Origin of the sequence: Marinobacter sp. ELB17 (assembly GCF_000169375.1) — a bacterium.
Classification (GTDB): domain Bacteria; phylum Pseudomonadota; class Gammaproteobacteria; order Pseudomonadales; family Oleiphilaceae; genus Marinobacter.
Genome location: NZ_AAXY01000040.1, coordinates 1 through 19,524, shown reverse-complemented (window position 1 = coordinate 19,524; position 19,524 = coordinate 1). Strand labels below are relative to the sequence as shown.

The following is a 19,524-nucleotide window of genomic DNA, read 5'->3' as shown; positions in this document are numbered from 1 at the left end:
GCTTACTCCACACCTGAGCGCCACATGGCCAGCTACGTTAACTGCTTCGGCTTTACCCATTGGCTGGACACCCTAAGTAACCGTGAATGGGACGAGTTCTGGACGCAGGAGGTTGCCCATACCTACGTGATTTATGGCAACCGCCCAGCCTCTGAGATTCCAGCTGTACTGAGTTTGATTGCCCGCATGTACAACGTCGAGCTGCCGGACGTAGAAGGACTTTTAACGCCAAAGTTTTGGGAAGACCACGCCCACCACAATGATTGGCAGACCCCTGAACAACGAGTCGCCTGAACGCATCTAACAAGGGCTGGTCCGCCAGCCCAAACCTTTTGACACACAGGATTCATCATGACCACCGCAACCCTGAACACCGCTATCGCCGCCGTCCTGACACAAGCGCACATCGCCGCCCTACTGGACATGGCCAACCTGGGCATGGCGGATCGCGCCGAGTACCTGGAAAGCCAACACGCTGTTGCGGATGACTACTCCGAAGAAGACTTGGCAGACGGACATGCCACGCTGGGTCTGGCATCCCAGGCTGCAAGCATTCTGAGCGACTTAGTGCTGATTGACCCTCTGGCAGCATCACCGCTTGCCACGGTACCACTCAAAGCATTAACCACCATATCCGCCAAGGATCATGCGCTTGAAACCTTCCGGTTAACCCAGGGCCTGCCTGCACGCTCCGCAAAGGAGCTGCTGGCGGACGGTGACAACCTAGACGCCTATCAAACGCTCTGGCTACACCAATTCATTGAGATTTAAGGGTAACGATAGGGTGTCGCACCGGCACCCTATCCACGCACAACAACGAACCGGGAGAACTCCATGAGCATCAACCACCCAGGCATCACCACAACCGTCTTTGCCGACAACGGCGATGGCTACTTCGGCGCCCGCTTGGACAACGGTGGCATTCGAATCGGTCTACGCGATGTTCAGAGCTTTAACATCCCGGCCGACCACGCGCTGTTTGACGCTTGCGCCAAGGCCACCCACGGAAGCATTGAAGCCGTTTTCGACAAACTGTTTGCGGTTCTACAAAGCCCCATCAAAACGCACTACAACAAGCAATGTTGGTAATCGAATCGCTATTCAGTGGCAGGAAGGCGCGAGCCGCCCGGCCATGATGAGGAAAGGGCAAAGCCCGCCCCGAGATAGAAGCAAGGGTCAAAGACCCGCAAGAATGAACCCACAGGGTTTGAGCCGGTATTGATTATCACATCACCACCGTTGGCCCGATACCTGCCCGTTACAAGCGGTTTTATCATTAGAAGGAATGTCGTTATGATGATTATAACCACCACCGTCACATTGGAGATCAGCGCCGTACTGGACTTAAACGGCACTGATAAAGAAGATCTCGAAGCGCACCTCCGAGCGTCACTGAACAAAGCCATCTCAGGCGGCCTGATTACCGGTCTATCTAACACTGAACTTCTGATGTACAGCGCCAATGTAACGGTTGACCGTCATGATATGGAAGACGAGGTAACCAGCTTCCTCAACGCTCAGATTGCAGATGGCAATTTAGATGCAGAAGGTATGGGTAGACGTTTGGCCCGATATGGCCTGCAGATGCCTGCTGACTTCCTCGACGAAATAGAAGAGCGATCCTCTGTAGCTCTGGAAGACGCCGAGGCGTAAGAAAAGGTAATCACCTGGCTGACCGGACAACACCGCCAGTCAGGCGAACCACCTACATATCAAGGGATACGAGGTCAGCTATGCAGGTTCACCACACAGCAACACAATCGGGAGCCAGTACAGCGGCCGCGCGGGCACGCCAACCAAGACTGGATGGGTTTATTTCATTCCGCGGTCGCGGCACCCCGGAGCCCGGATTGAGCGTGAAGGTGTACCGCAACCTGAATCGGCCTTCCTTGTTTTCGATCATGGCCATAGCCGGCCCGCACAAGGAAAAGGTGGTTGGCTACGCTCCAGCGATCCTGTTGTGCGATGTTCATTTCCTCATCAGCGAAAGACCCGGCAAGCCGTGTTAAAACGGCGCGTTCGGACTGTTCATGCCTTTGCGGCAGGTATACTGGTCACCACATCTACAAAGCCTGGGCTTGGGGCAGCGGCTTAACTGTTGTTACGCCTTGAGCTTTGTAACTTGAAATAAATGGGAGAAATATATGGAAATTGAATGGAAAGACGAATCGCGACCAGTTACCTGCAGTCATGGTCCTTATATTGGCTGGATATTTATCGTCATTTTTGCAGGCGTAATCGGTAGCATAACGTTCGGTCAATCCAGGGACGCAATCATAGTAACGTCTGTTGCGTTTATATTCGCAACATGGAGCGTGGCTTGGATGCTGCATCGCCGATGGAAAAAAATGGTGATAACCAGAAACGCCATGACAGAGACTTTTAAGCTTCTCAAAGCAGGCGTCGCGCTTGACCTAGACCTGCCCTGCTTACCTTCCGATACGCTTTCCATCATGACCAATCAGATGCTGAAAAACTGGGCCATTACAGCCAACGATATCCTGATCCGTGCTGACCAAATCCATGTGGACGCAACTTCTAAAATTCCGGAGCGCTACAAGCCGGGAACGGCAAGGAAATAATATGCAATACGAATTGAAGAACGACCAACTTATAAGCTTTGAGCACACGGCGTGGAGTATTGAAGGGATTTATGGCACTGCATTCACATTCACGCTTATGTTGGTACTTATTTTTCTGGGCGTGTTTCTACAGAACAGAACCCCAGACCCATTTTTGCTCGGAGTTTTTATAGCGCTGTCAGTTGCGGCACCGCCTGCAATTAACAAACTGATCGAACACTTTTGGCTCCCTAAAATTACCACGTTAGAAGATGCTCAGAAGTTGAGCGAAGCGCTTAAGGTAGCCGAGAAGCTGGACATTGACCTCCCGCTATTACCACCAGGGCCCATCATTGAATGCCTGACCAACAAACAGCTTAAGAACTGGTGCATCACTGCCACGATGGCACTGCAGAAGTATAACCGCAGCCGCGTCCTGGCCGGCCTTCAATTCCCAGCGCGCTACGCTCAGAGCAACGCGCCCATCGGTCCGGAACATTCAACATGATCGTTAAATGGGATACCTTCACCAAAAATCGTGGGAAGCCCCTAAATTCATTTATGGGGATGGAAGCGTTGCAAAAAATAGTATTTTAGGGTTAGTTAGTAGCTAATACGTGTATACTCTCTCCATGAGCGAATTTAAAGTAAGATACAAGTCAAACAACAACGTGGTGTATTCCTGCAAGTACCACGTTATTTGGTGTCCAAAGTACCGAAGATCCGTGCTTGTGGATCAAATTGAACATCGCCTAAAAGAGATTATACAGGACATAGCCAATAATCATGGTTCTGAAATCATTGAACTGGAGGTTATGCCGGATCATGTCCACCTGCTGATCGAGGTCGATCCTCAGTACGGCATCCACAAACTGATCAAATCCATGAAAGGGGTTTCATCCAGAACGCTGAGAGCGGAGTTTCCCGCGCTCAAATCGCGCTTGCCGACCTTGTGGAGCAATTCGTACTTTGTGAGCACCGTAGGCGGCGCTCCGCTTGAAATCGTTAAGCAGTACATTGAGAACCAGAAAAACGTATGAAACGCGCTAAAACCCCAACCTTTATTGTCGAACTGCCGCTGTCCGTCTTCGACAACACCGAACGGCAGCTTACCGCTCGCCTATTGGCCGGCACTCGACTGTATAACGCGGCGCTGGGCGAAGCCCTGCGACGCTTGGGGTTGATGCGCGAATCGAAGGCGTGGCAGGCGGCTAGAAAACTGAAAGCCAAAGAACGATCCGCCGCATTTGGTTCGGCCATTAAAGCGCATGATTTTACCTCAGCTTCGGTTTCCGCTTTTGCCACCGGCTGTAAAAATGCCGCGGGCTGGAAAGGCCGATTAAGTGCGAACGAAACCCAGCGCATTGCTGAAACCGCGTTTGATTCGGCTGAGCAATACAGCTTTGGTAAACGCGGCCGCCCGCGCTTCAAGAACGCTAAACGACCGCTGAAATCCTTCACCGGAAAAACCAACAAAGCAGGCATTCGGTACCGCGCCGAACTCGGCGTGGTGGAATGGGCCGGACTGGTGCTGGCGGTAAAATACCCGCCAAAAGGCAAAGACGTTTGGCTTGAAAAAGCGCTGGAATCCACCACCAAGTTTTGCCGGATTCTCTGGCGAACGGTGAAAGGAAAACGCCGCTGGTATCTCCAGCTTGCGCAAACCGGCCTAACGCCCACCAAAGAAAAAAACACGACACAAGCCGGTTGCGAAGTGGGCCTTGATGTTGGCCCCTCAACCATCGCGGTGGTGTCCGAATCCGGCGCCGAGTTATTCAAGTTTTGCCCCACCATCGAACAGCCCTGGAAAGAGATTCGATCTTTGCAGCGAGCTACGGATCGCTCGCGTCGAGCGACCAACCCTCACTGCTACAACGCCGATGGCACCTGGAGAAAAGGCGCCCGAGTGACGGCGGTGTCCAAAAATTATCGGGCGTTAGCGCAGGCCCTGGCCGAAGCGGAACGCAAACTGGCCGCTGAGCGAAAGCGCTCCCAGGGTGAGCTGGGCAACGCCGTGATGCGGCTGGGCAACGTCGTCAAAACCGAAAAACTGTCGTATAGGGCCTGGCAGAAACTCTACGGCAAAAGCGTCAAAGTCAGAGCACCCGGAATGTTTATCCAAAAACTGCGTCACAAGGCTGAAAGCGCCGGTGGCCAGTTGCTGGAACTTAACACCTGGACCCTGAAGATGTCGCAGTACGACCACGTCAGTGGCGAATGCCACAAAAAACAACTCAGCGAACGATGGCATGTTCTCGGCGGCAAAGCCGCCGAGATAACGGAAAGCTCCGTCATCGTTCAACGAGATATGTACTCGGCCTTTTTGGCCTTGTGCGTTGCCGAAAACGGACACCAGTCAAGCCAGCTCACTATGCGCTGGCCGGTTGTGAAACAGTTACTAGAAAGGACGGGCTGGTGTCGTCAAATACAAATTGCGAGCGGCGGAACTCTTGTTCTTCCCACGGTAACTCCGTCGGAGCGATTCGTCTTTTAGAGTGGCGCCGGTTCGGTCACGGCCCGGAGGTGTAGCTTGGTGAGAGCCAAGCGAGAACCGGGAGACCCCGAACCATCAGGCGCCATAAAACCCCCTAAATTCATTTATGGGGATGTTTAGCATGTACATCGAGCTGGCGCACAGCCGGAGACACTGGACCGCCAGACCATTAAGCCACACCTGCAGGCTTCGATTCGAATCTGACGAGCTGGGCCGAATGATGGAAATTCCCACCAACTATTACGCAACCCTGTGCCTCAATTTTGAGTTGGCCAATCGATATGGCTGGGAAAACGGTCTGCGCGAAGTGTTTGGCAACCTGGATGCCAGTGGTGCAACGTTTCAATGTCAGAGGATGAACGATGCCGAGGAACATTTTGGTTATCTTGAAAGCGCGTTCGGAGATACCATGCCTGATGTGCCGGAGAACCCGGCAACGGACAGCGTACTGGCGAACCATTGGGCCAAACGGTTAACCACCGAAATTGCTCTGACGTACCAGACGTTGTTCATCTCTTCCGAAGCCAGCGATATTTGGCAGGCGCCAAACTATGCCTTACGCAAGAGCCTAGCCAAAACTGGCCGGTTGTGTGCAGCTCACCTGATTGCCGACCTGGACCAAAGAACAAGCATTTTCGTTGAGCTGCAAAGACCGCTTAGCGTGTCCTGCGGATGACGCCTGACTCACCATTCGAGAAGAACCGAACCATGTTGCTTCCAACCACTCTAATACAGCCTGGGCCGTCCTCTGCGCTAGACACACTGCATTCATTGGCAGCCTTGGCCGTACCGTACTTGAACACAATCCGGTGATCGTCGCCGTCCTTGTCTAATAAGCACTCTTTGAGCGGGTAAACTTCACCCTTACTGTCGGCAGGCTCAATCGTAGGCGTTGGCTTTTTGCCCTTGCTGGCATCCTCTAGCCACTTGCTCAAGAGCTCATAGAGCACACTTTCTGGCGTCTCTGCTGCTCTGGCGGCCGCAACATCCTCGACAACAGCCGGTTCAGCCGATTTTTCAGGGCCTTTATCTGGCAGTTCGCCGGTATCGTCACGCGGCGCCTGCGCGTTTATTTTTTCAGCTTCCGGGTGATCCTTGTGCATCGTTTTGAGGTTGTAGAACACCCGCTCCGAGCCACCCACCGCATTTTCTACATACACCAGATAGCTTGGCGCGCGGAACCGTAGAACCCCTTCTGGTTCCGCCAGCGCCGGCAACAGATCATCCATTTCAGGATGCTGCGCCCAACTGGCGGTTGTGAGTCGATTTGCCTCGGCATATTCTCGAAACGATGCCCAACTTGCCTGGGCGTCTGCGTTTGTCGCTGTGGGGTTAAGCCACACAGGAATCGCCTTTGGCGCCGGCCGCACCAGCATCATGCCAGGCGGTACCCACGCCTCTTGCTCATCATCCTCATCTTGTTCAGCACCGGTACCCTCCGGTACCAGATACGGCAGCTCTTGAACCGTCAGGTTAATCCGAAGGTTTGGAGCGCCAGAAGTCTTGGCTTTGCCGGGATGCAACCATTGACGCTGGCGTGACACGACTTTTGCTAAACGCTGTGTGTAGTTCGCATCCCTTGAGGTGGTCATGCTCAACATCTTGGCCCGCTTTGACAGCGGTTCTTCGCAAGCCACGCAGAAATCCGTTCGATGAGAGTTTCGCCGCTTGCAGGCCGTACACAAAATTGCGCCCCAGGTGTAATCGCAGCGCACCGGCATTTTCTTACCCGGAACGTCCAAAAGGTTTCCACACTGCGCCCCCATGTGGCCGGCCATTGGTTTATTGTCGCTGTCGGTAAAAATAGCGCGGGTGTCCCTGTGATAGAGAAAGCCGGTGTCGGTCATTTCCATATCTTGTGGCCACGCTGCCTTGCGGAACGTGTTGACGTGATCGCAGTCCGGACAGATCACCTCAACCACCGGAATTATTGGGCCGTCCAAGCCTGGCTTTGGCATTCGGACCTGAATAGCCGGTGAAAACAGATTCGCGTCAGCCGAGACATTCTGCCCGTAATCGAGAACCAGGCAATCACGTTTTCCAATTTCCGGACACAACCGCAGGCCACGGCCAATGATTTGCTGGAAAAACGCCGGTGATTCGGTGTGCTTAAGAACTGCTATGACCGACACATTCGGAGCATCGAATCCGATCGCCAAGGCCGCCACTGTGACCAGATACTTCAGCTTTGTGGACTTAAAATCTTCAATAAACTGGGCACGGTCTTTGGCTTTGGTGCCGGAGTCCACCAGCGCCGCCCTATCCCCTGGTAAAAACGAAAGGATCTGTCGAGCGTGCTCCCGGTTTTGCGCAAAAAACATAACGCCATGGCGTTTTTTAGACTGCATCACTACATCCGCAACAATACGCTTGGTTAGATCGGCCTGGCCGGTCACGAACACCGCGTTGTTGGATGCTTCCGAGAACGAGCCGCCTACGGTGCGCTCCAGCGCCTCCGTGTTGTAGTGATCGCTGATGGTACCCAAGATAGGGGGGCACAGCTGCTCGTCCGCAAACAATTCCTCAATACACTTGTCGTACACCCGCTCAGCAAAGTACGGCTCTTTGGCGTATATATCCCGCATTGGCTCAAGATCCCGAAAGGTGTCCTGAGCGAAGATGTAGCCCTTTCCCAGCGCATAAGGCGTGGCCGTCAGGCCGATTACTCGCAAGTTCGGGTTTACAGATCGGAGGGCTTCAATAATCTCCCGGGTTTGTGTTGGCATTGAGTGCGCCTCATCGACAAACACCGCTGAGAACTCATAATCGAGCTGGGCGAACTCCCCCACTGCATTAATGATGGACTGGCGCGAACCGAACACCACATCCCCGCTGGCATCCCGTGTACTCAAGCCCGCGCTGTAAATAGTGGCCTTGTACCCGGCCGCTCCCATTTTTTGATGATTTTGGGCCACCAACTCTTTGCTGTGAGCCAGAACCATGACTTTTTTGACCTTGGTGCTGCGCGCATCTGACATTTCTTTCACAACACTGGCCAACGCCGCAATAACCCAGCTCTTACCCGAACCAGTAGGCAAGGTAATCAAAATGGGCTCAACCGTTTTCCGAATCCTGAACGCAGCCGCTAAAACAGCCTCCAGCTGGTAGTCCCGCAAATTCCCAAAATTACGCAGGCCCGCGATCACCGCAGGATCGGTTTTGACCAGTCGTATCCACGTTTGGACCTTCTCGGGCAGGTGGTCCAGCTTTAGTGAATCAAGTGAAACGGTCGTCGGATGATCTATGGCCACCAGCGCACCCATGTTGGATTCCAGTCGTTAAAAATGAAAAAACCATGATAATCGATGTGAACCACCAATCTTCGGATGCACTGACGTTTGATCGTGTTTTAGTGCTGAAAATCGCTTCAATGACAACCAAAGTGAACAATCAACTGCAATAATGCAATAAAGAAGGCCAACTGCACTAGGGTAGTTGATACGATAGTGACCATTAACTGATTATCAAATCTACCAAAGTGGATAAAAACATGGATAACCATAATCCCGATCAGGCGCCTAATGATACCCAGCCCAAGGTGAGCGATAGTCATATACGTGGGATAGCTGAACGGCTTGCGACCAACCCCAACGGAAAATGGTCCACAAACGTTGCGAACGTTGAAACTCTACTGAAGGATATGATTGCCCCCTTGCCAGAGACCGTCAGCACCACGGATGGCATTGCGGCTGCTCAGGAGCGCAAGCAACTACAGATTGCGATCATGCAGGCTGTCGATATGGCGGGGCTGAGTCATTTGCGTGATCCCAAGATACACGGCCCTATGGACACCCAAAAGCTAACTTCCGCTGTTATAGGCCTCGGCCAATCTGCCCAGGCTTCCGGGGCTAATGCCACTGAAGCTCTTAATGCGCAGCTCACTGAGGTCATTCGAGAGCGTGACATACTAAAAATGTCCATTCACGACGCTGGATCTAAGACCGGCCTAATCAAAGAAGACGCAAAGCTCAACACCCACGAATTAACGAAGCTTGCCGAAAACCTCGGAAAACGCCCTGTTGTATTGCCGGGCGCCGCTCTTGAAGCGATCCGCCAGCGGGACATGCTTGGTAAGGCCATTTTCCACGCCGCCACACACGCCGGCATGTGCACACCGGATGCACAACTAACCGGACCACAACTGATGACGCTGGCGGACGACCTGGGCGCTGCAGCAGCCGAAACCGTTACCCGCAACGTGGCCGACATTAATGCCAAAGCGCAGGCCATTTACGACAATCATAGCGATGACGACGATTTAGACGATGCGCCCGGGCTGCGATGATCGCCCAGTGTTCGATTGATCTTGCAGTGCACCACGCTAACCATTAAAGACTGATACATAGAGTGGCCACGAACATGGAAAAGCAGAAGACAAATTATGAGCGACAACTTGAGTTAGCAGCGGAGCTATTACCACACATCAGCGCACTGAGTGATGCCTGCCAAGCTGCGATAAACGGAGCGTTTGGACCCGACACCCAAAAGTATGACGATCTTATGGAGGTGATACTGAACGTTGAACGTGGCATTTCAGAGAAATTTTCCTCTGACTCGCGTGCATCCGTCCAGGCTATTAATCGAACGCAGCGCCATGGTGAAACGTTAGAACGCGCAACAGTCCACGAATACGACCTTACTGGCATTCGGCCGTCCGTTACCGAAAAAGAAGATCACATCGCCAATGCGAACAATGCGAACACTCCCAACCCCCAGATGATCCAAGTAATTAGCGAGCGGGATGCGTTGAGCACGTCAATACGGGACGTATCCGCGGCAGCAGGACTGTGCAACGAAAGCGACACCCCTAGCATCCGTGAGTTGACACATCTCGCTGAAAGTTTGGGGAAACGCCGAACTGTTTTACCAGGGGCCGCTTTAGAGGCAATCCGCCAAATGGATATGTTGGGAAAATCAATTTTTGATGCGGCCGTTAAAGCCGGAGCCTGTAAACCGGATGCACAATTATCCGGACCACAGTTAGCATTACTGGCGGACGGACTGGGTACCGCCGCAGCCGAAAACGCTTCACGAAATGACGCTGCTGCCAGACTCAACCCCGATAGTACGGGAACCGAAACATGGTACGCCCGAGCAAAACTGGAAATGGAACGAAAGTCGATCACCCAGGAATCTCTAACATCAATACTCGGTGTGGCTACAAGGGGCGCTGTTGGGCACTACTTGAGCGGTCGGCGCGATCCTTCGCCGCAACAGCTTGTTGATCTTTCCGGTGCACTGGACGTTAACGTTGGCTGGCTCATGACTGGAGGCCACAAGGCGCCTCCAATCGCCAACCTTTTCTCAAACAACGTTGTGACTGCAGCGAGCCGCAGTATTGGTGAGCTTACCGGGAACAAGAATATCGGTGTTACAGGGCGAGTTATCAACGCTATCAAGGACGCCATGGAGCAAGACGCCGTTGCCAGCGCGCAAAACACACCCCATAAGCCCATCGACACATCCGATGAAGAAGCCTTCACCGTCTTATTGGGCTACTTGGACGAAAAAGACTGGATCAACGATGAGACTGACGATTCAGACAGCGGCCCCGGCATGAGCTGAGTGCTGCAAATCCAGCCAATAACACCAAGGAACTAATACCGTGAGCCAGAAAACCGTTTTCATTATTTTTGACAGCACAGGCCTTGAGCTACCCACTGAGATCACCGCAATTACAGACGATCCCGTACGAGCCAACGAAGCTAAGTCCTCTGGCAAAAACGTCATGCAGCCTGACGCAACGGTTGCCGCGTCGATTTTACATACGCAGCCGGTACTGTACGAAAAGATGGATTACGCCACCTGGCAGACGGTTGCTGAAGGTATGAGCAACCTGCAAAAGAACTTGGTGAAAACCCAGGGCGAAACACCCGATAGTCCTTTCTTTGAATTTACGGAACCCGATCTGCCAGCCAGTTTGGCCGAAACGAGATTAAAGCAATTAATCGACTTTCCTTCGCCGGTTAACCTGCCCGCACAGCGCGAGTTAACGGAAATTATTATGGCAGATAAGCACCAGCAGCCGGTGAACCTTGAGTTATTTACCGAGGAAAGCCAAAACTCGGAAGGCTGGCGCGCCAAACTTGAACGCTATGATTACGACGACCTGTGTGAAACCGACCGGCAGATCAACCATGAACTCAGTAATGTTCGTAAATCAAACGAGTACCGCAAAGCCAATGGCAAGGATGTACCAAAAGAAGACTTGTTCGAAGAAGCGCAATTAACACAAAAACTCGTCGAGGCAGATGCCATGAGTGAAGACGAATACCACTTGATAAACACGTTTGGAATTGATCAAGACGAAGACGGGCCGGCGCCTGGCTGACCGGCAATGGAGGTATCTGACACCTAGACTCAACAACAGGAACGTATCGACATGAGCAAGCCAGACCTATTTTTCGTCTACGACAACAATCACAATATTTCGGACATCGTAATCTCTAACAGCGACAGCAGATCTTGGGTGCGGGCTAAGGAGAACGCCGGCTTTTTAGCAATGGAACGAAGCCCGGAGAAAGCCGCTGGAATGTTTCAAAGCAACCCCAGGCTTCATGAGAAAATCAGCCAAAAAGCGTGGGAGGCCATTGCTCCGGAAATGGGTAGCGGAACCCAGGTAGCCAATAATTCGCCGGCTGGTTTATTCGATGAAACCCCGATTGACCTACCTGTAACGGTCGCCGCCCAAAGGCTAAGGCTTATGGCAGACCACCCAACGCTAAGCAACCCGCCAGCGCAACGTGAACTGACTGAAATTGTCATGGCCCACGATCACGAAAGGCCAGTGGACAAAGCACTATTCAGGTCGTCTAACCCCGAAAGTTACGGATGGAAGGCATTAATCGCCTGTGCACCAGGAAACATTGAAGAAATGGCCTCAGGACTCCTGGCTGAACACTATAAGGCGTACAAGGCAAACATAGCGCGCATAGACAACGGTGAACACCTTGCACCTGAGGACGTCGCGGTGGAAGCCGCGCTTCTGCAGAAATTGGCTGAAGTAGATGTACTACGGGCGGGGCAGGTTGAGCTGTACGAGCGACTTACCCTGGATGATGATGACGACTCAGCTGGCCCATCACAAGGATAATGACGGCCCGCGCATCGGTTGTTGACCGCTAAAAAGCCTGCATCTCATAAAACGGTTTTACGGCGTATTGTAATTAATAATGCGGTAGGATAATCGAAGTAACGGAAAACACAGACCAAACTACAAGGTGGCAGCATGAGTTCATGGGCAGGTTACGCATGGTTACAGAAGCACTTTGACATACCCGTGACCCAGAAAATGCCCATTCGTAGCCAGATTGGCCGTGACCGGAAGACGAGCTTCCAGAATGGCGTCTACCATGAAACCTATCGGCCCAACTCAAAACCCGATGACACTCCTTCGGCCCACCTGGCGTTCGCCCTTAAACATGAAGGCATCCATTTGGAACTGCTCAGTCATGTTTTTGAACGCTATCAGAAGCAAGCACTGACCGATTGGGTTGCCTCTGAGCCAACTGGGCAGTACACGCGAAAAGCCGGCTTTCTCTACGAATGGTTAACCGGTGACATTTTGACAGTGCCGGAAATGTCTGGGAACTATCACAACCTGCTTAATCCACATGAGGTGGTTGCCGCTGAAACGCCTATCAAAAACTCACGCTGGCGGATTAATGACAACCTCCCGGGCACGCCCCATTTCTGCCCGATAATCCGCAGAACAGAACTTCTCGACATCGCGTCCAATTACGATTCAAATGCGCGACTTAAAAATATGGAAGACGACTTCGGCGCAGAGCTGATGTCTAGGAGCGCCGTCTGGTTGACCATTCGTGAGAGCCGAGCGAGCTTTGCCATCGAGCATGAGGGCGATCAGAAGAGCAAGATTCATCGTTTCGCCTTGGCGATGGGCAGGTATTGCGGACAAATCGACGCCCCCTTGTCCAGCGAATCGCTCACCGAACTTCAAAACAGTATTCTCGGTACCAGCACTATTCGTCCCGGACTTCGCCAGTCTCCAGTATTTGTTGGTTCGGGGACTCAAGAGATGGGCTCTTATGTTCACTACGTCGCCCCCGATGCCAACGAGGTGAAACCTATGCTGGAGGGCCTACAAGCCTTCATGGCAAAAACCCAGCACGAAAGCCCGATCGTTCGGGCTGCGGTGGCAAGCTTCGGCTTTGTCTTCATTCACCCAATGGCTGATGGAAATGGACGAATCTCGCGTTTTCTGATAAACGACAGCCTTCGTCGGGACTCCGCCGTTCCGGAACCATTGCTGTTGCCGATATCATCTACGATCAACAAAAGCACAGGAAGCCGTAATAATTATGACAAGATACTTGAAGCCTATTCTCGCCCTATGATGGCGAAAACGACCAACGATATCCGGTTTGGAGATCGAACAACGTATCCAGACGGTGTGGTTTCGGACTTTAAGTTTTCTGGCAATGACACCCTGCGCCCAGCTTGGCGCTATCCCGACCTCACGGAACAGTCGGAGTACCTTTTCCATGTTATCCACGAGACGATTGAGTATGAAATGCGCCATCAGATTGAGTCGCATCAGTCGTATATCAACGCTCGGGATAAGGTGAAGGACACCCTAGAAGGGCCGAATGAACATATAGATCGGATTATGCGCTCAGTCGAGCGCAATGACGGCCAGATCAGCAACAAGCTGGAAAAAGAGTTTCCAATGTTGAAAGACCCAGAAACCAGCGAATCGATTAAGAATGTGATCAACGCATACGTTGCAGGACGCCCTCTACGGCGAAATTACGACCCCGATATGGAGGTCGAAACGTTACGGGAGAGCATTGACGATGGACCAGGCTTGCGCTGAACAACTCAGCCGGCCCATCGCCCGGCTGATCAGAACACACAGTTTGGAATTGCCCGCCTTACGGTTAGTTGGACAAAGCAAAAATAAAGAGGCGTACACCAATCACAAAAACTACAGCCTGCAAAACGAAGCCAGCCACGTTATAATTACTACTGAAAAAGGACCTAAACTTTTGATAGGTCGCTCCACAGAAGGGACAGACAGAGTATTTCGGAACAGGCTGCCATCTTTTGCCACCGAATACAGGAGGCCCGGTGACAATCCTTGGCACGAAGCTTCGATTACACGAACTGCAGGTTGGTTTAATTTGCTCTCTTATTCGCTTAAATGCCCCCGTAAGGGTCACGTTTACAGCGCACGGCCCCCGATCACCTTTTTTTGAATCAAAGGTGACAGTGCCCCCGTTGCCGGGGAGGTCGCCTCCATTGATTTCCCTGACATGAAAAACCGGTCGACCCCATCCCTCGCCATAGATGAAGCCATATCCTTTTTCTGTGGAGAACCATTTTACCGTTCCGTTCATGAGAACTACCCTACTGAAAATTATTTAACCTATGGAGGGCCCTGCGTCCGAATCGACGTCATTTAGCCTGTAGGGCCAGGGCTCGAATCGTTGTCAAGCGAGACGCTTTCAAGGCAGTAACCGTTAGCGATATCTTGGAGAGTCATCAGCAACCCCTCATGGACATCCTGATCTATCTGAAGCTCACCAAAAATAGCGGGAAGCCCCTAAATTCATTTATGGGGAGGGAAACGTCGCAAAAAATAGTATTTTAGGTTTAGTTAGTAGCTAATACGTGTATACTCTTTCCATGAGCGAATTTAAAGTAAGATACAAGTCAAACAACAACGTGGTGTATTCCTGTAAGTACCACGTTATTTGGTGTCCAAAGTACCGAAGACCCGTGCTTGTGGATCAAATAGAACATCGCCTAAAAGAGATTATACAGGACATAGCCAATAATCATGATTCTGAGATATTGGAGCTGGAGGTTATGCCCGATCACGTTCACTTGCTGGTCGAAGTTGATCCGCAATACGGTGTCCACAAACTGATCAAATCCATGAAAGGGGTTTCATCCAGAACGCTGAGAGCGGAGTTTCCCGCGCTCAAATCGCGCCTACCGACCTTGTGGAGCAATTCGTACTTTGTGAGCACCGTAGGCGGCGCTCCGCTTGAAATCGTTAAGCAGTACATTGAGAACCAGAAAAACGTATGAAACGCGCTAAAACCCCAACCTTTATTGTCGAACTGCCGCTGTCCGTCTGCGACAACACCGAATGGCAGCTTACCGCTCGCCTATTGGCCGGCACTCGACTGTATAACGCAGCGCTGGGCGAAGCCCTGCGACGCTTGGGGTTGATGCGCGAATCGAAGGCGTGGCAGGCGGCTAGAAAACTGAAAGCCAAAGAACGATCCGCCGCATTTGGTTCGGCCATTAAAGCGCATGATTTTACCTCAGCTTCGGTTTCCGCTTTTGCCACCGGCTGTAAAAATGCCGCGGGCTGGAAAGGACGATTAAGTGCGAACGAAACCCAGCGCATTTCTGAAACCGCGTTTGATTCGGCTGAGCAATACAGCTTTGGTAAACGCGGCCGCCCGCGCTTCAAGAACGCTAAACGGCCGCTGAAATCCTTCACCGGAAAAACCAACAAAGCAGGCATTCGGTACCGCGCCGAACTCGGCGTGGTGGAATGGGCCGGATTGGTGCTGGCGGTAAAATTCCCGCCAAAAGGAAAAGATGTTTGGCTTGAAAAAGCGCTGGAATCCACCACCAAGTTTTGCCGGATTCTCTGGCGAACGGTGAAAGGAAAACGCCGTTGGTATCTCCAGCTTGCGCAAACCGGCCTGACACCCACCAAAGAAAAAAACACGACACAAGCCGGTTGCGAAGTGGGCCTTGATGTTGGCCCCTCAACCATCGCGGTGGTGTCCGAATCCGGCGCCGAGTTATTCAAGTTTTGCCCCACCATCGAACAGCCCTGGAAAGAGATTCGCCGCATTCAGAGGGCCATGGATCGTTCTCGCCGCACCACTAATCCACACTGTTACAACGCCAATGGCACCTGGAAAAAAGGCGCCAAGGTCAAGGTCGTATCCAAGCACTACCTGGCCCTGAAAGCCACTCTCGCTGAAACAGAACGCACGTTAAGCGCCGAACGAAAACGCGCCCATGGTGAGCTGGCGAACGCCGTGATTCGCTTGGGCAACGTCGTCAAAACCGAAAAGCTGTCGTACAAAGCGTGGCAAACATTGTACGGAAAAAGTGTCAAAGTCAAAGCGCCCAGTGCGTTCATGCAGAAGCTAAACCGCAAGGCTGAAAGCGCCGGTGGTCAACTTTTGGAACTGAATACCTGGAGCTTGAAGATGTCGCAGTACGATCATGTCAGCGGCGAATGCCACAAAAAACAACTCAGCGAACGATGGCATGTTCTCGGCGGCAAAGCCGCCGAGATAACGGAAAGCTCCGTTATCGTTCAACGAGATATGTACTCGGCCTTTTTGGCCTTGTGCGTTGCCGAAAACGGACACCAGTCAAGCCAGCTCACTATGCGCTGGCCGGTTGTGAAACAGTTACTAGAAAAGACGGGCTGGTGTCGTCAAATACAAATTGCGAGCGGCGGAACTCTTGTTCTTCCCACGGTAACTCCGTCGGAGCGATTCGTCTTTTAAAGTGGCGCCGGTTCGGCTACGGCCCGGAGGTGTAGCTTGGTGAGAGCCAAGCGAGAACCGGGAGACCCCGAACCATCAGGCGCCATAAAACCCCCTAAATTCATTTATGGGGATGTTTAGTAAAGCAATTCTTTCGATAACGCTCATCGTCCACAACTCTGCCAGCTGCTAAGACGAAATCTTTTGTAGGCGCATCACCGTAAGCCTCGCGAACCTTCTGCTCAGCCGCTAAAGGCACATGACCCCAAGAGCGCACCATCACAGCAAGGTCGATAATGTCGCGGCTCAACACCGACCTATCCCCCCAACGATCCGAGTTGGCTAGCAACTTGTGAGCATAAGCATCAGCACGCGCGATTAATGGAACACCGTGCAGCTGTTCGAAGGAAGCATCCAGAGAAATTCGATCCTCTCGGATCACCTCAAACTTAACTGGCACCCCACCCACATCAAGGACAGATCTGATTCCGTAGCGATCAGCCCTGACCTCACGTAACTGCGGAACGGGCCGATCAAAAAGAGCCGATAGACCTGTCATGGAGTATTGCCCGACAAGACCCCTTAGCTCCCGATATCCATCCACGCCTGAGCAGACGAAATCTATATCGACACTCTTTCTAAAATCATTAAGCTGCAAAGCAATGGCTGTGCCACCGCAAAAAAAACATTGCAAATCCTTTAGAAGCTCGGGGTTCATGGCCTCAAGCACGCTAACTATTCGGTGATGGTGAGCCTTTTTATCATCCATTAATAACTCCATTTCCATAGCGATTTTTCAGACGCTCAATCAGGGCGCCCTCCGCTGCGGTCAATCGCTCTTGAGAAACATAGCGCCAGTTTGCCTCGTACAACCCAAAAGCATCCTCCTCGGAAATCGCGGCATCCGGGTTCCGGTGCCAACAAATCAGCCTAAGCTCCGAATAGTCGGATGGAATGACCAAAAACGTGCCCCTGACTTTCTCAACTTTTGCCATCCTCTATCACCATTTGACCAACAAAAGGCCCGACACCGGTTTCTGTAATGCCCTAGCGCAACCCCAGGCTATCGGAGGGCTCATCGTTCATTCCGAGCGCAGCCATGGCGTTTTCAACAGCAACCCGAGCACGCTCAGGAAGTGTGTAGTTAGCATAACCCGCCAGCAAGTCTTCCCGAACTTGGGTAATCACGTTGCCCAAGCGATTTTCACCGGGCCAGCGACTTGGATTGGTTGCATCTGGGTGGTCGTCCTTCAAACCGATACCCCAGATTTTGTCGTAAGGACTGGCTTCAACGATTTCTCGATTACCTGTGGCAAGCAAGTCTTCCAGCAGGCGCGGATTCTGCAAGAACTTCTCTCTACACCCAATGCCCACAATTTTCTCGCTGTGAACATTCCAGACCGCCTCATCGAATCCCTGAACGCCGCGCCCCATCGCTTTACACTTTTTAGGATCGGTTGTTTTTAGAATCGCTACGGCTGACGCATCATCTGTGGGATCGTAATAAAGTTGGTAACTTTGATCGAGGAAACCGGCTAAATCATACAGATTCAGCGATTCTTCTCTATACAGAATTAGGGCTTTGAATTCTTCTTTTTGACCTTAAAGCCCAGTGATCAGTAGCCTGCGGGCTTGATTTGCTCGGTCGCAATACTGGTAGCTTGAGGTAAAAGCAGCACGCCAATAGTTACCAACTTTATTACCATTGTTACCAACTCTATTATCACGCCACATCATCCCCAAAGAGCTTTGCTTTTCCAAACATCTTGACATCCTCCCCCACCAAACGCCTAACCGGCTTTTTGGAAGGGGATTCCTACCTCTAGACGCTTATGCCCAAGCGCGAGAATATTCCTGGCCGCATTGGAATCGCGGTTGTGAGTGACACCGCACTCACAGGCCCATTCTCTTATTCCAAGGCCTGCTCTACCTTTCGGACTGTTGGGGCTCAAAGAGCCACAACACGAGCACGTCTGGGTGGTGTACCGTTCATCAACTTCCAGAAAAATCCCGCCTGCGCTCTCGCATTTGTATGACAACAGGGTTTTTAGTGTGGACCAGCCAGCGTCGAGCACCGACTTGGCCATAGTGGTTTTTACCAGGCCGGAGCTGGACACATTGCCGACAACGATCAGGCCGTTGTTATTGACCAGCTTCCGGCTGTATTTGTGTAAAGCATCGTGCCGGCGATTGCGGATTTTGGCGTGAATCGCTTGCACCCGTTTTTTATTCCGGGCCCGCTGGGCCACCGCCAACTTTTGCTCCTGATCCCGATAGAAGCGACCCGCTTGCAGCGGCTCGCCCGAACTGGGCGTAGCCGTGGTCTTCAGGCCCAGATCCAGACCCACGCTACCAGTGCCACACCGGCGATCGGGTTTTACCGAGACAACCACGCAGAAATACCACCGACCTCGGGTGTCCTCAGAAAAGCAGCCAGAGCGGAATTTGTACTGAGACAAACCATAGCTGTCCCAAACCCGATAATGCTGACCGTGGAACCGAACCTGCCCGTTGTGCCAAACGGCGGCGTCGGTATTCACCGGCACCCAGCCGAGCGACCGGCGAACGCCGTGGGTTTTACGCCACGCGAGTTTGGATTTTCGGAACTGCTTGCGGCGTGTGACGTATTCCTGGGCAACGACCTGAAGTGTTTGGCTGTGAAGGCCCAGCAGCTTACCGGCACCCTTGGTATAAGGGTGAAGATCGAAGGCCGACAGAAACTGTCTTCTCTCCCGAATGCTGCGATGACTGAGTTCATTCACAAAATTCCACACACTGTTAACAGCCGCCGCCTGACGGCGCAGCACATTAGCGTGTTTGTCCCGAACTCGGACTTTGAGGGTTTTGGTGAACTCAGCCATACTGTATATAACCACAGTGTTTCTGCTAAGACAAGACCTCTGTCGAGGTCACGCTATCCATCCCCACCCAAATGTTAGGGAAGTCGCTCCCGCTCCACTTGAGTCAATGGATGAGGTAT

At 52.2% G+C, this 19,524-nt stretch carries 23 protein-coding genes; 17 read left to right on the top strand and 6 right to left on the bottom strand.

What is annotated here, in order from left to right:
- From MELB17_RS21525 to MELB17_RS21480, 10 genes are all read left to right on the top strand, one after another.
- The coding region (locus MELB17_RS21525) for a hypothetical protein (protein WP_007352474.1) at window positions 1-294 on the top strand (294 nt) is incomplete at its 5' end.
- A 57-nt stretch (window positions 295-351) separates the two neighbouring features.
- The gene (locus tag MELB17_RS21520) at window positions 352-771 is read left to right on the top strand and encodes a hypothetical protein (RefSeq protein ID WP_007352473.1); all 420 of its coding nucleotides are present in this window, start codon (window positions 352-354) and stop codon (window positions 769-771) included.
- A 63-nt stretch (window positions 772-834) separates the two neighbouring features.
- Window positions 835-1,089: a hypothetical protein gene (locus MELB17_RS21515; protein WP_007352472.1), complete on the top strand. Its 255-nt coding sequence runs from the start codon at window positions 835-837 to the stop codon at window positions 1,087-1,089.
- A gap of 204 nt (window positions 1,090-1,293) precedes the next feature.
- Window positions 1,294-1,653 (top strand): hypothetical protein, encoded by a 360-nt coding sequence (locus MELB17_RS25940; RefSeq protein ID WP_007352471.1) that lies wholly within the window; start codon window positions 1,294-1,296, stop codon window positions 1,651-1,653.
- A gap of 197 nt (window positions 1,654-1,850) precedes the next feature.
- Window positions 1,851-2,009 carry a hypothetical protein gene (locus MELB17_RS24800; RefSeq protein WP_157133378.1) on the top strand — a complete coding sequence of 53 codons (159 nt, stop codon included), beginning with the start codon at window positions 1,851-1,853 and terminating at the stop codon, window positions 2,007-2,009.
- A gap of 135 nt (window positions 2,010-2,144) precedes the next feature.
- Window positions 2,145-2,582: a hypothetical protein gene (locus MELB17_RS21500; protein WP_007352469.1), complete on the top strand. Its 438-nt coding sequence runs from the start codon at window positions 2,145-2,147 to the stop codon at window positions 2,580-2,582.
- Between the two features lies 1 nt (window position 2,583).
- A complete protein-coding gene (locus tag MELB17_RS21495) occupies window positions 2,584-3,069 on the top strand; it encodes a hypothetical protein (protein ID WP_007352468.1) in 486 nt (161 codons plus the stop codon).
- Window positions 3,070-3,193: 124 nt separating this feature from the next.
- A complete protein-coding gene (gene tnpA / locus MELB17_RS21490) occupies window positions 3,194-3,601 on the top strand; it encodes an IS200/IS605 family transposase (RefSeq protein WP_036185955.1) in 408 nt (135 codons plus the stop codon).
- Window positions 3,598-5,055: a hypothetical protein gene (locus MELB17_RS21485; RefSeq protein ID WP_007352465.1), complete on the top strand. Its 1,458-nt coding sequence runs from the start codon at window positions 3,598-3,600 to the stop codon at window positions 5,053-5,055. The genes tnpA (MELB17_RS21490) and MELB17_RS21485 overlap by 4 nt, the downstream gene beginning before the upstream one ends.
- Before the next feature lie 121 nt (window positions 5,056-5,176).
- Window positions 5,177-5,731 carry a hypothetical protein gene (locus tag MELB17_RS21480; RefSeq protein WP_036185978.1) on the top strand — a complete coding sequence of 185 codons (555 nt, stop codon included), beginning with the start codon at window positions 5,177-5,179 and terminating at the stop codon, window positions 5,729-5,731.
- Here MELB17_RS21480 and MELB17_RS23425 read toward each other — a convergent pair.
- A complete protein-coding gene (locus tag MELB17_RS23425) occupies window positions 5,712-8,318 on the bottom strand; it encodes a DEAD/DEAH box helicase (protein ID WP_007352463.1) in 2,607 nt (868 codons plus the stop codon). The genes MELB17_RS21480 and MELB17_RS23425 overlap by 20 nt on opposite strands.
- 227 nt (window positions 8,319-8,545) lie before the next feature.
- Between MELB17_RS23425 and MELB17_RS21470 the strand changes: the two genes are divergently transcribed.
- From MELB17_RS21470 to MELB17_RS21450, 5 genes are all read left to right on the top strand, one after another.
- Window positions 8,546-9,340: a hypothetical protein gene (locus MELB17_RS21470; protein WP_007352461.1), complete on the top strand. Its 795-nt coding sequence runs from the start codon at window positions 8,546-8,548 to the stop codon at window positions 9,338-9,340.
- A gap of 74 nt (window positions 9,341-9,414) precedes the next feature.
- A complete protein-coding gene (locus MELB17_RS21465) occupies window positions 9,415-10,620 on the top strand; it encodes a helix-turn-helix domain-containing protein (RefSeq protein WP_007352460.1) in 1,206 nt (401 codons plus the stop codon).
- 40 nt (window positions 10,621-10,660) lie between these two features.
- Window positions 10,661-11,386 (top strand): hypothetical protein, encoded by a 726-nt coding sequence (locus MELB17_RS21460; protein WP_007352459.1) that lies wholly within the window; start codon window positions 10,661-10,663, stop codon window positions 11,384-11,386.
- A gap of 51 nt (window positions 11,387-11,437) precedes the next feature.
- Entirely contained in the window at window positions 11,438-12,148 is a 711-nt protein-coding gene (locus MELB17_RS21455; RefSeq protein ID WP_007352458.1) for a hypothetical protein, read from the top strand.
- A 135-nt stretch (window positions 12,149-12,283) separates the two neighbouring features.
- Window positions 12,284-13,891: a Fic family protein gene (locus tag MELB17_RS21450; protein WP_007352457.1), complete on the top strand. Its 1,608-nt coding sequence runs from the start codon at window positions 12,284-12,286 to the stop codon at window positions 13,889-13,891.
- Window positions 13,892-13,955: 64 nt separating this feature from the next.
- On the opposite strand, the gene MELB17_RS26600 is transcribed toward MELB17_RS21450, so the two are convergent.
- Complete coding sequence (locus tag MELB17_RS26600) at window positions 13,956-14,414, bottom strand: cold shock domain-containing protein (RefSeq protein WP_083796459.1); 459 nt, start codon at window positions 14,412-14,414, stop codon at window positions 13,956-13,958.
- 289 nt (window positions 14,415-14,703) lie between these two features.
- Between MELB17_RS26600 and tnpA (MELB17_RS21445) the strand changes: the two genes are divergently transcribed.
- A complete protein-coding gene (gene tnpA, locus MELB17_RS21445; RefSeq protein ID WP_036185953.1) occupies window positions 14,704-15,111 on the top strand; it encodes an IS200/IS605 family transposase in 408 nt (135 codons plus the stop codon).
- Window positions 15,108-16,565: a hypothetical protein gene (locus tag MELB17_RS21440; RefSeq protein WP_007352455.1), complete on the top strand. Its 1,458-nt coding sequence runs from the start codon at window positions 15,108-15,110 to the stop codon at window positions 16,563-16,565. Before tnpA (MELB17_RS21445) ends, MELB17_RS21440 begins: the two co-directional genes overlap by 4 nt.
- A gap of 100 nt (window positions 16,566-16,665) precedes the next feature.
- Here the strand turns inward: MELB17_RS21440 and MELB17_RS21435 are convergent, their stop codons facing one another.
- The 4 genes from MELB17_RS21435 to MELB17_RS21420 all read right to left on the bottom strand — a co-directional run bounded on the left by MELB17_RS21435 (window position 16,666) and on the right by MELB17_RS21420 (window position 19,405).
- Window positions 16,666-17,313, bottom strand: coding sequence for a nucleotidyl transferase AbiEii/AbiGii toxin family protein (locus MELB17_RS21435; RefSeq protein ID WP_007352454.1), 648 nt, complete (start codon window positions 17,311-17,313; stop codon window positions 16,666-16,668).
- Entirely contained in the window at window positions 17,306-17,539 is a 234-nt protein-coding gene (locus MELB17_RS21430; protein ID WP_007352453.1) for a hypothetical protein, read from the bottom strand. The genes MELB17_RS21435 and MELB17_RS21430 overlap by 8 nt, the downstream gene beginning before the upstream one ends.
- 52 nt (window positions 17,540-17,591) lie before the next feature.
- Window positions 17,592-18,092: an NADAR family protein gene (locus MELB17_RS21425; RefSeq protein ID WP_083796458.1), complete on the bottom strand. Its 501-nt coding sequence runs from the start codon at window positions 18,090-18,092 to the stop codon at window positions 17,592-17,594.
- Window positions 18,093-18,334: 242 nt separating this feature from the next.
- A complete protein-coding gene (locus MELB17_RS21420; RefSeq protein ID WP_007352451.1) occupies window positions 18,335-19,405 on the bottom strand; it encodes an RNA-guided endonuclease InsQ/TnpB family protein in 1,071 nt (356 codons plus the stop codon).
- Between the last annotated feature and the right edge of the window lie 119 nt (window positions 19,406-19,524).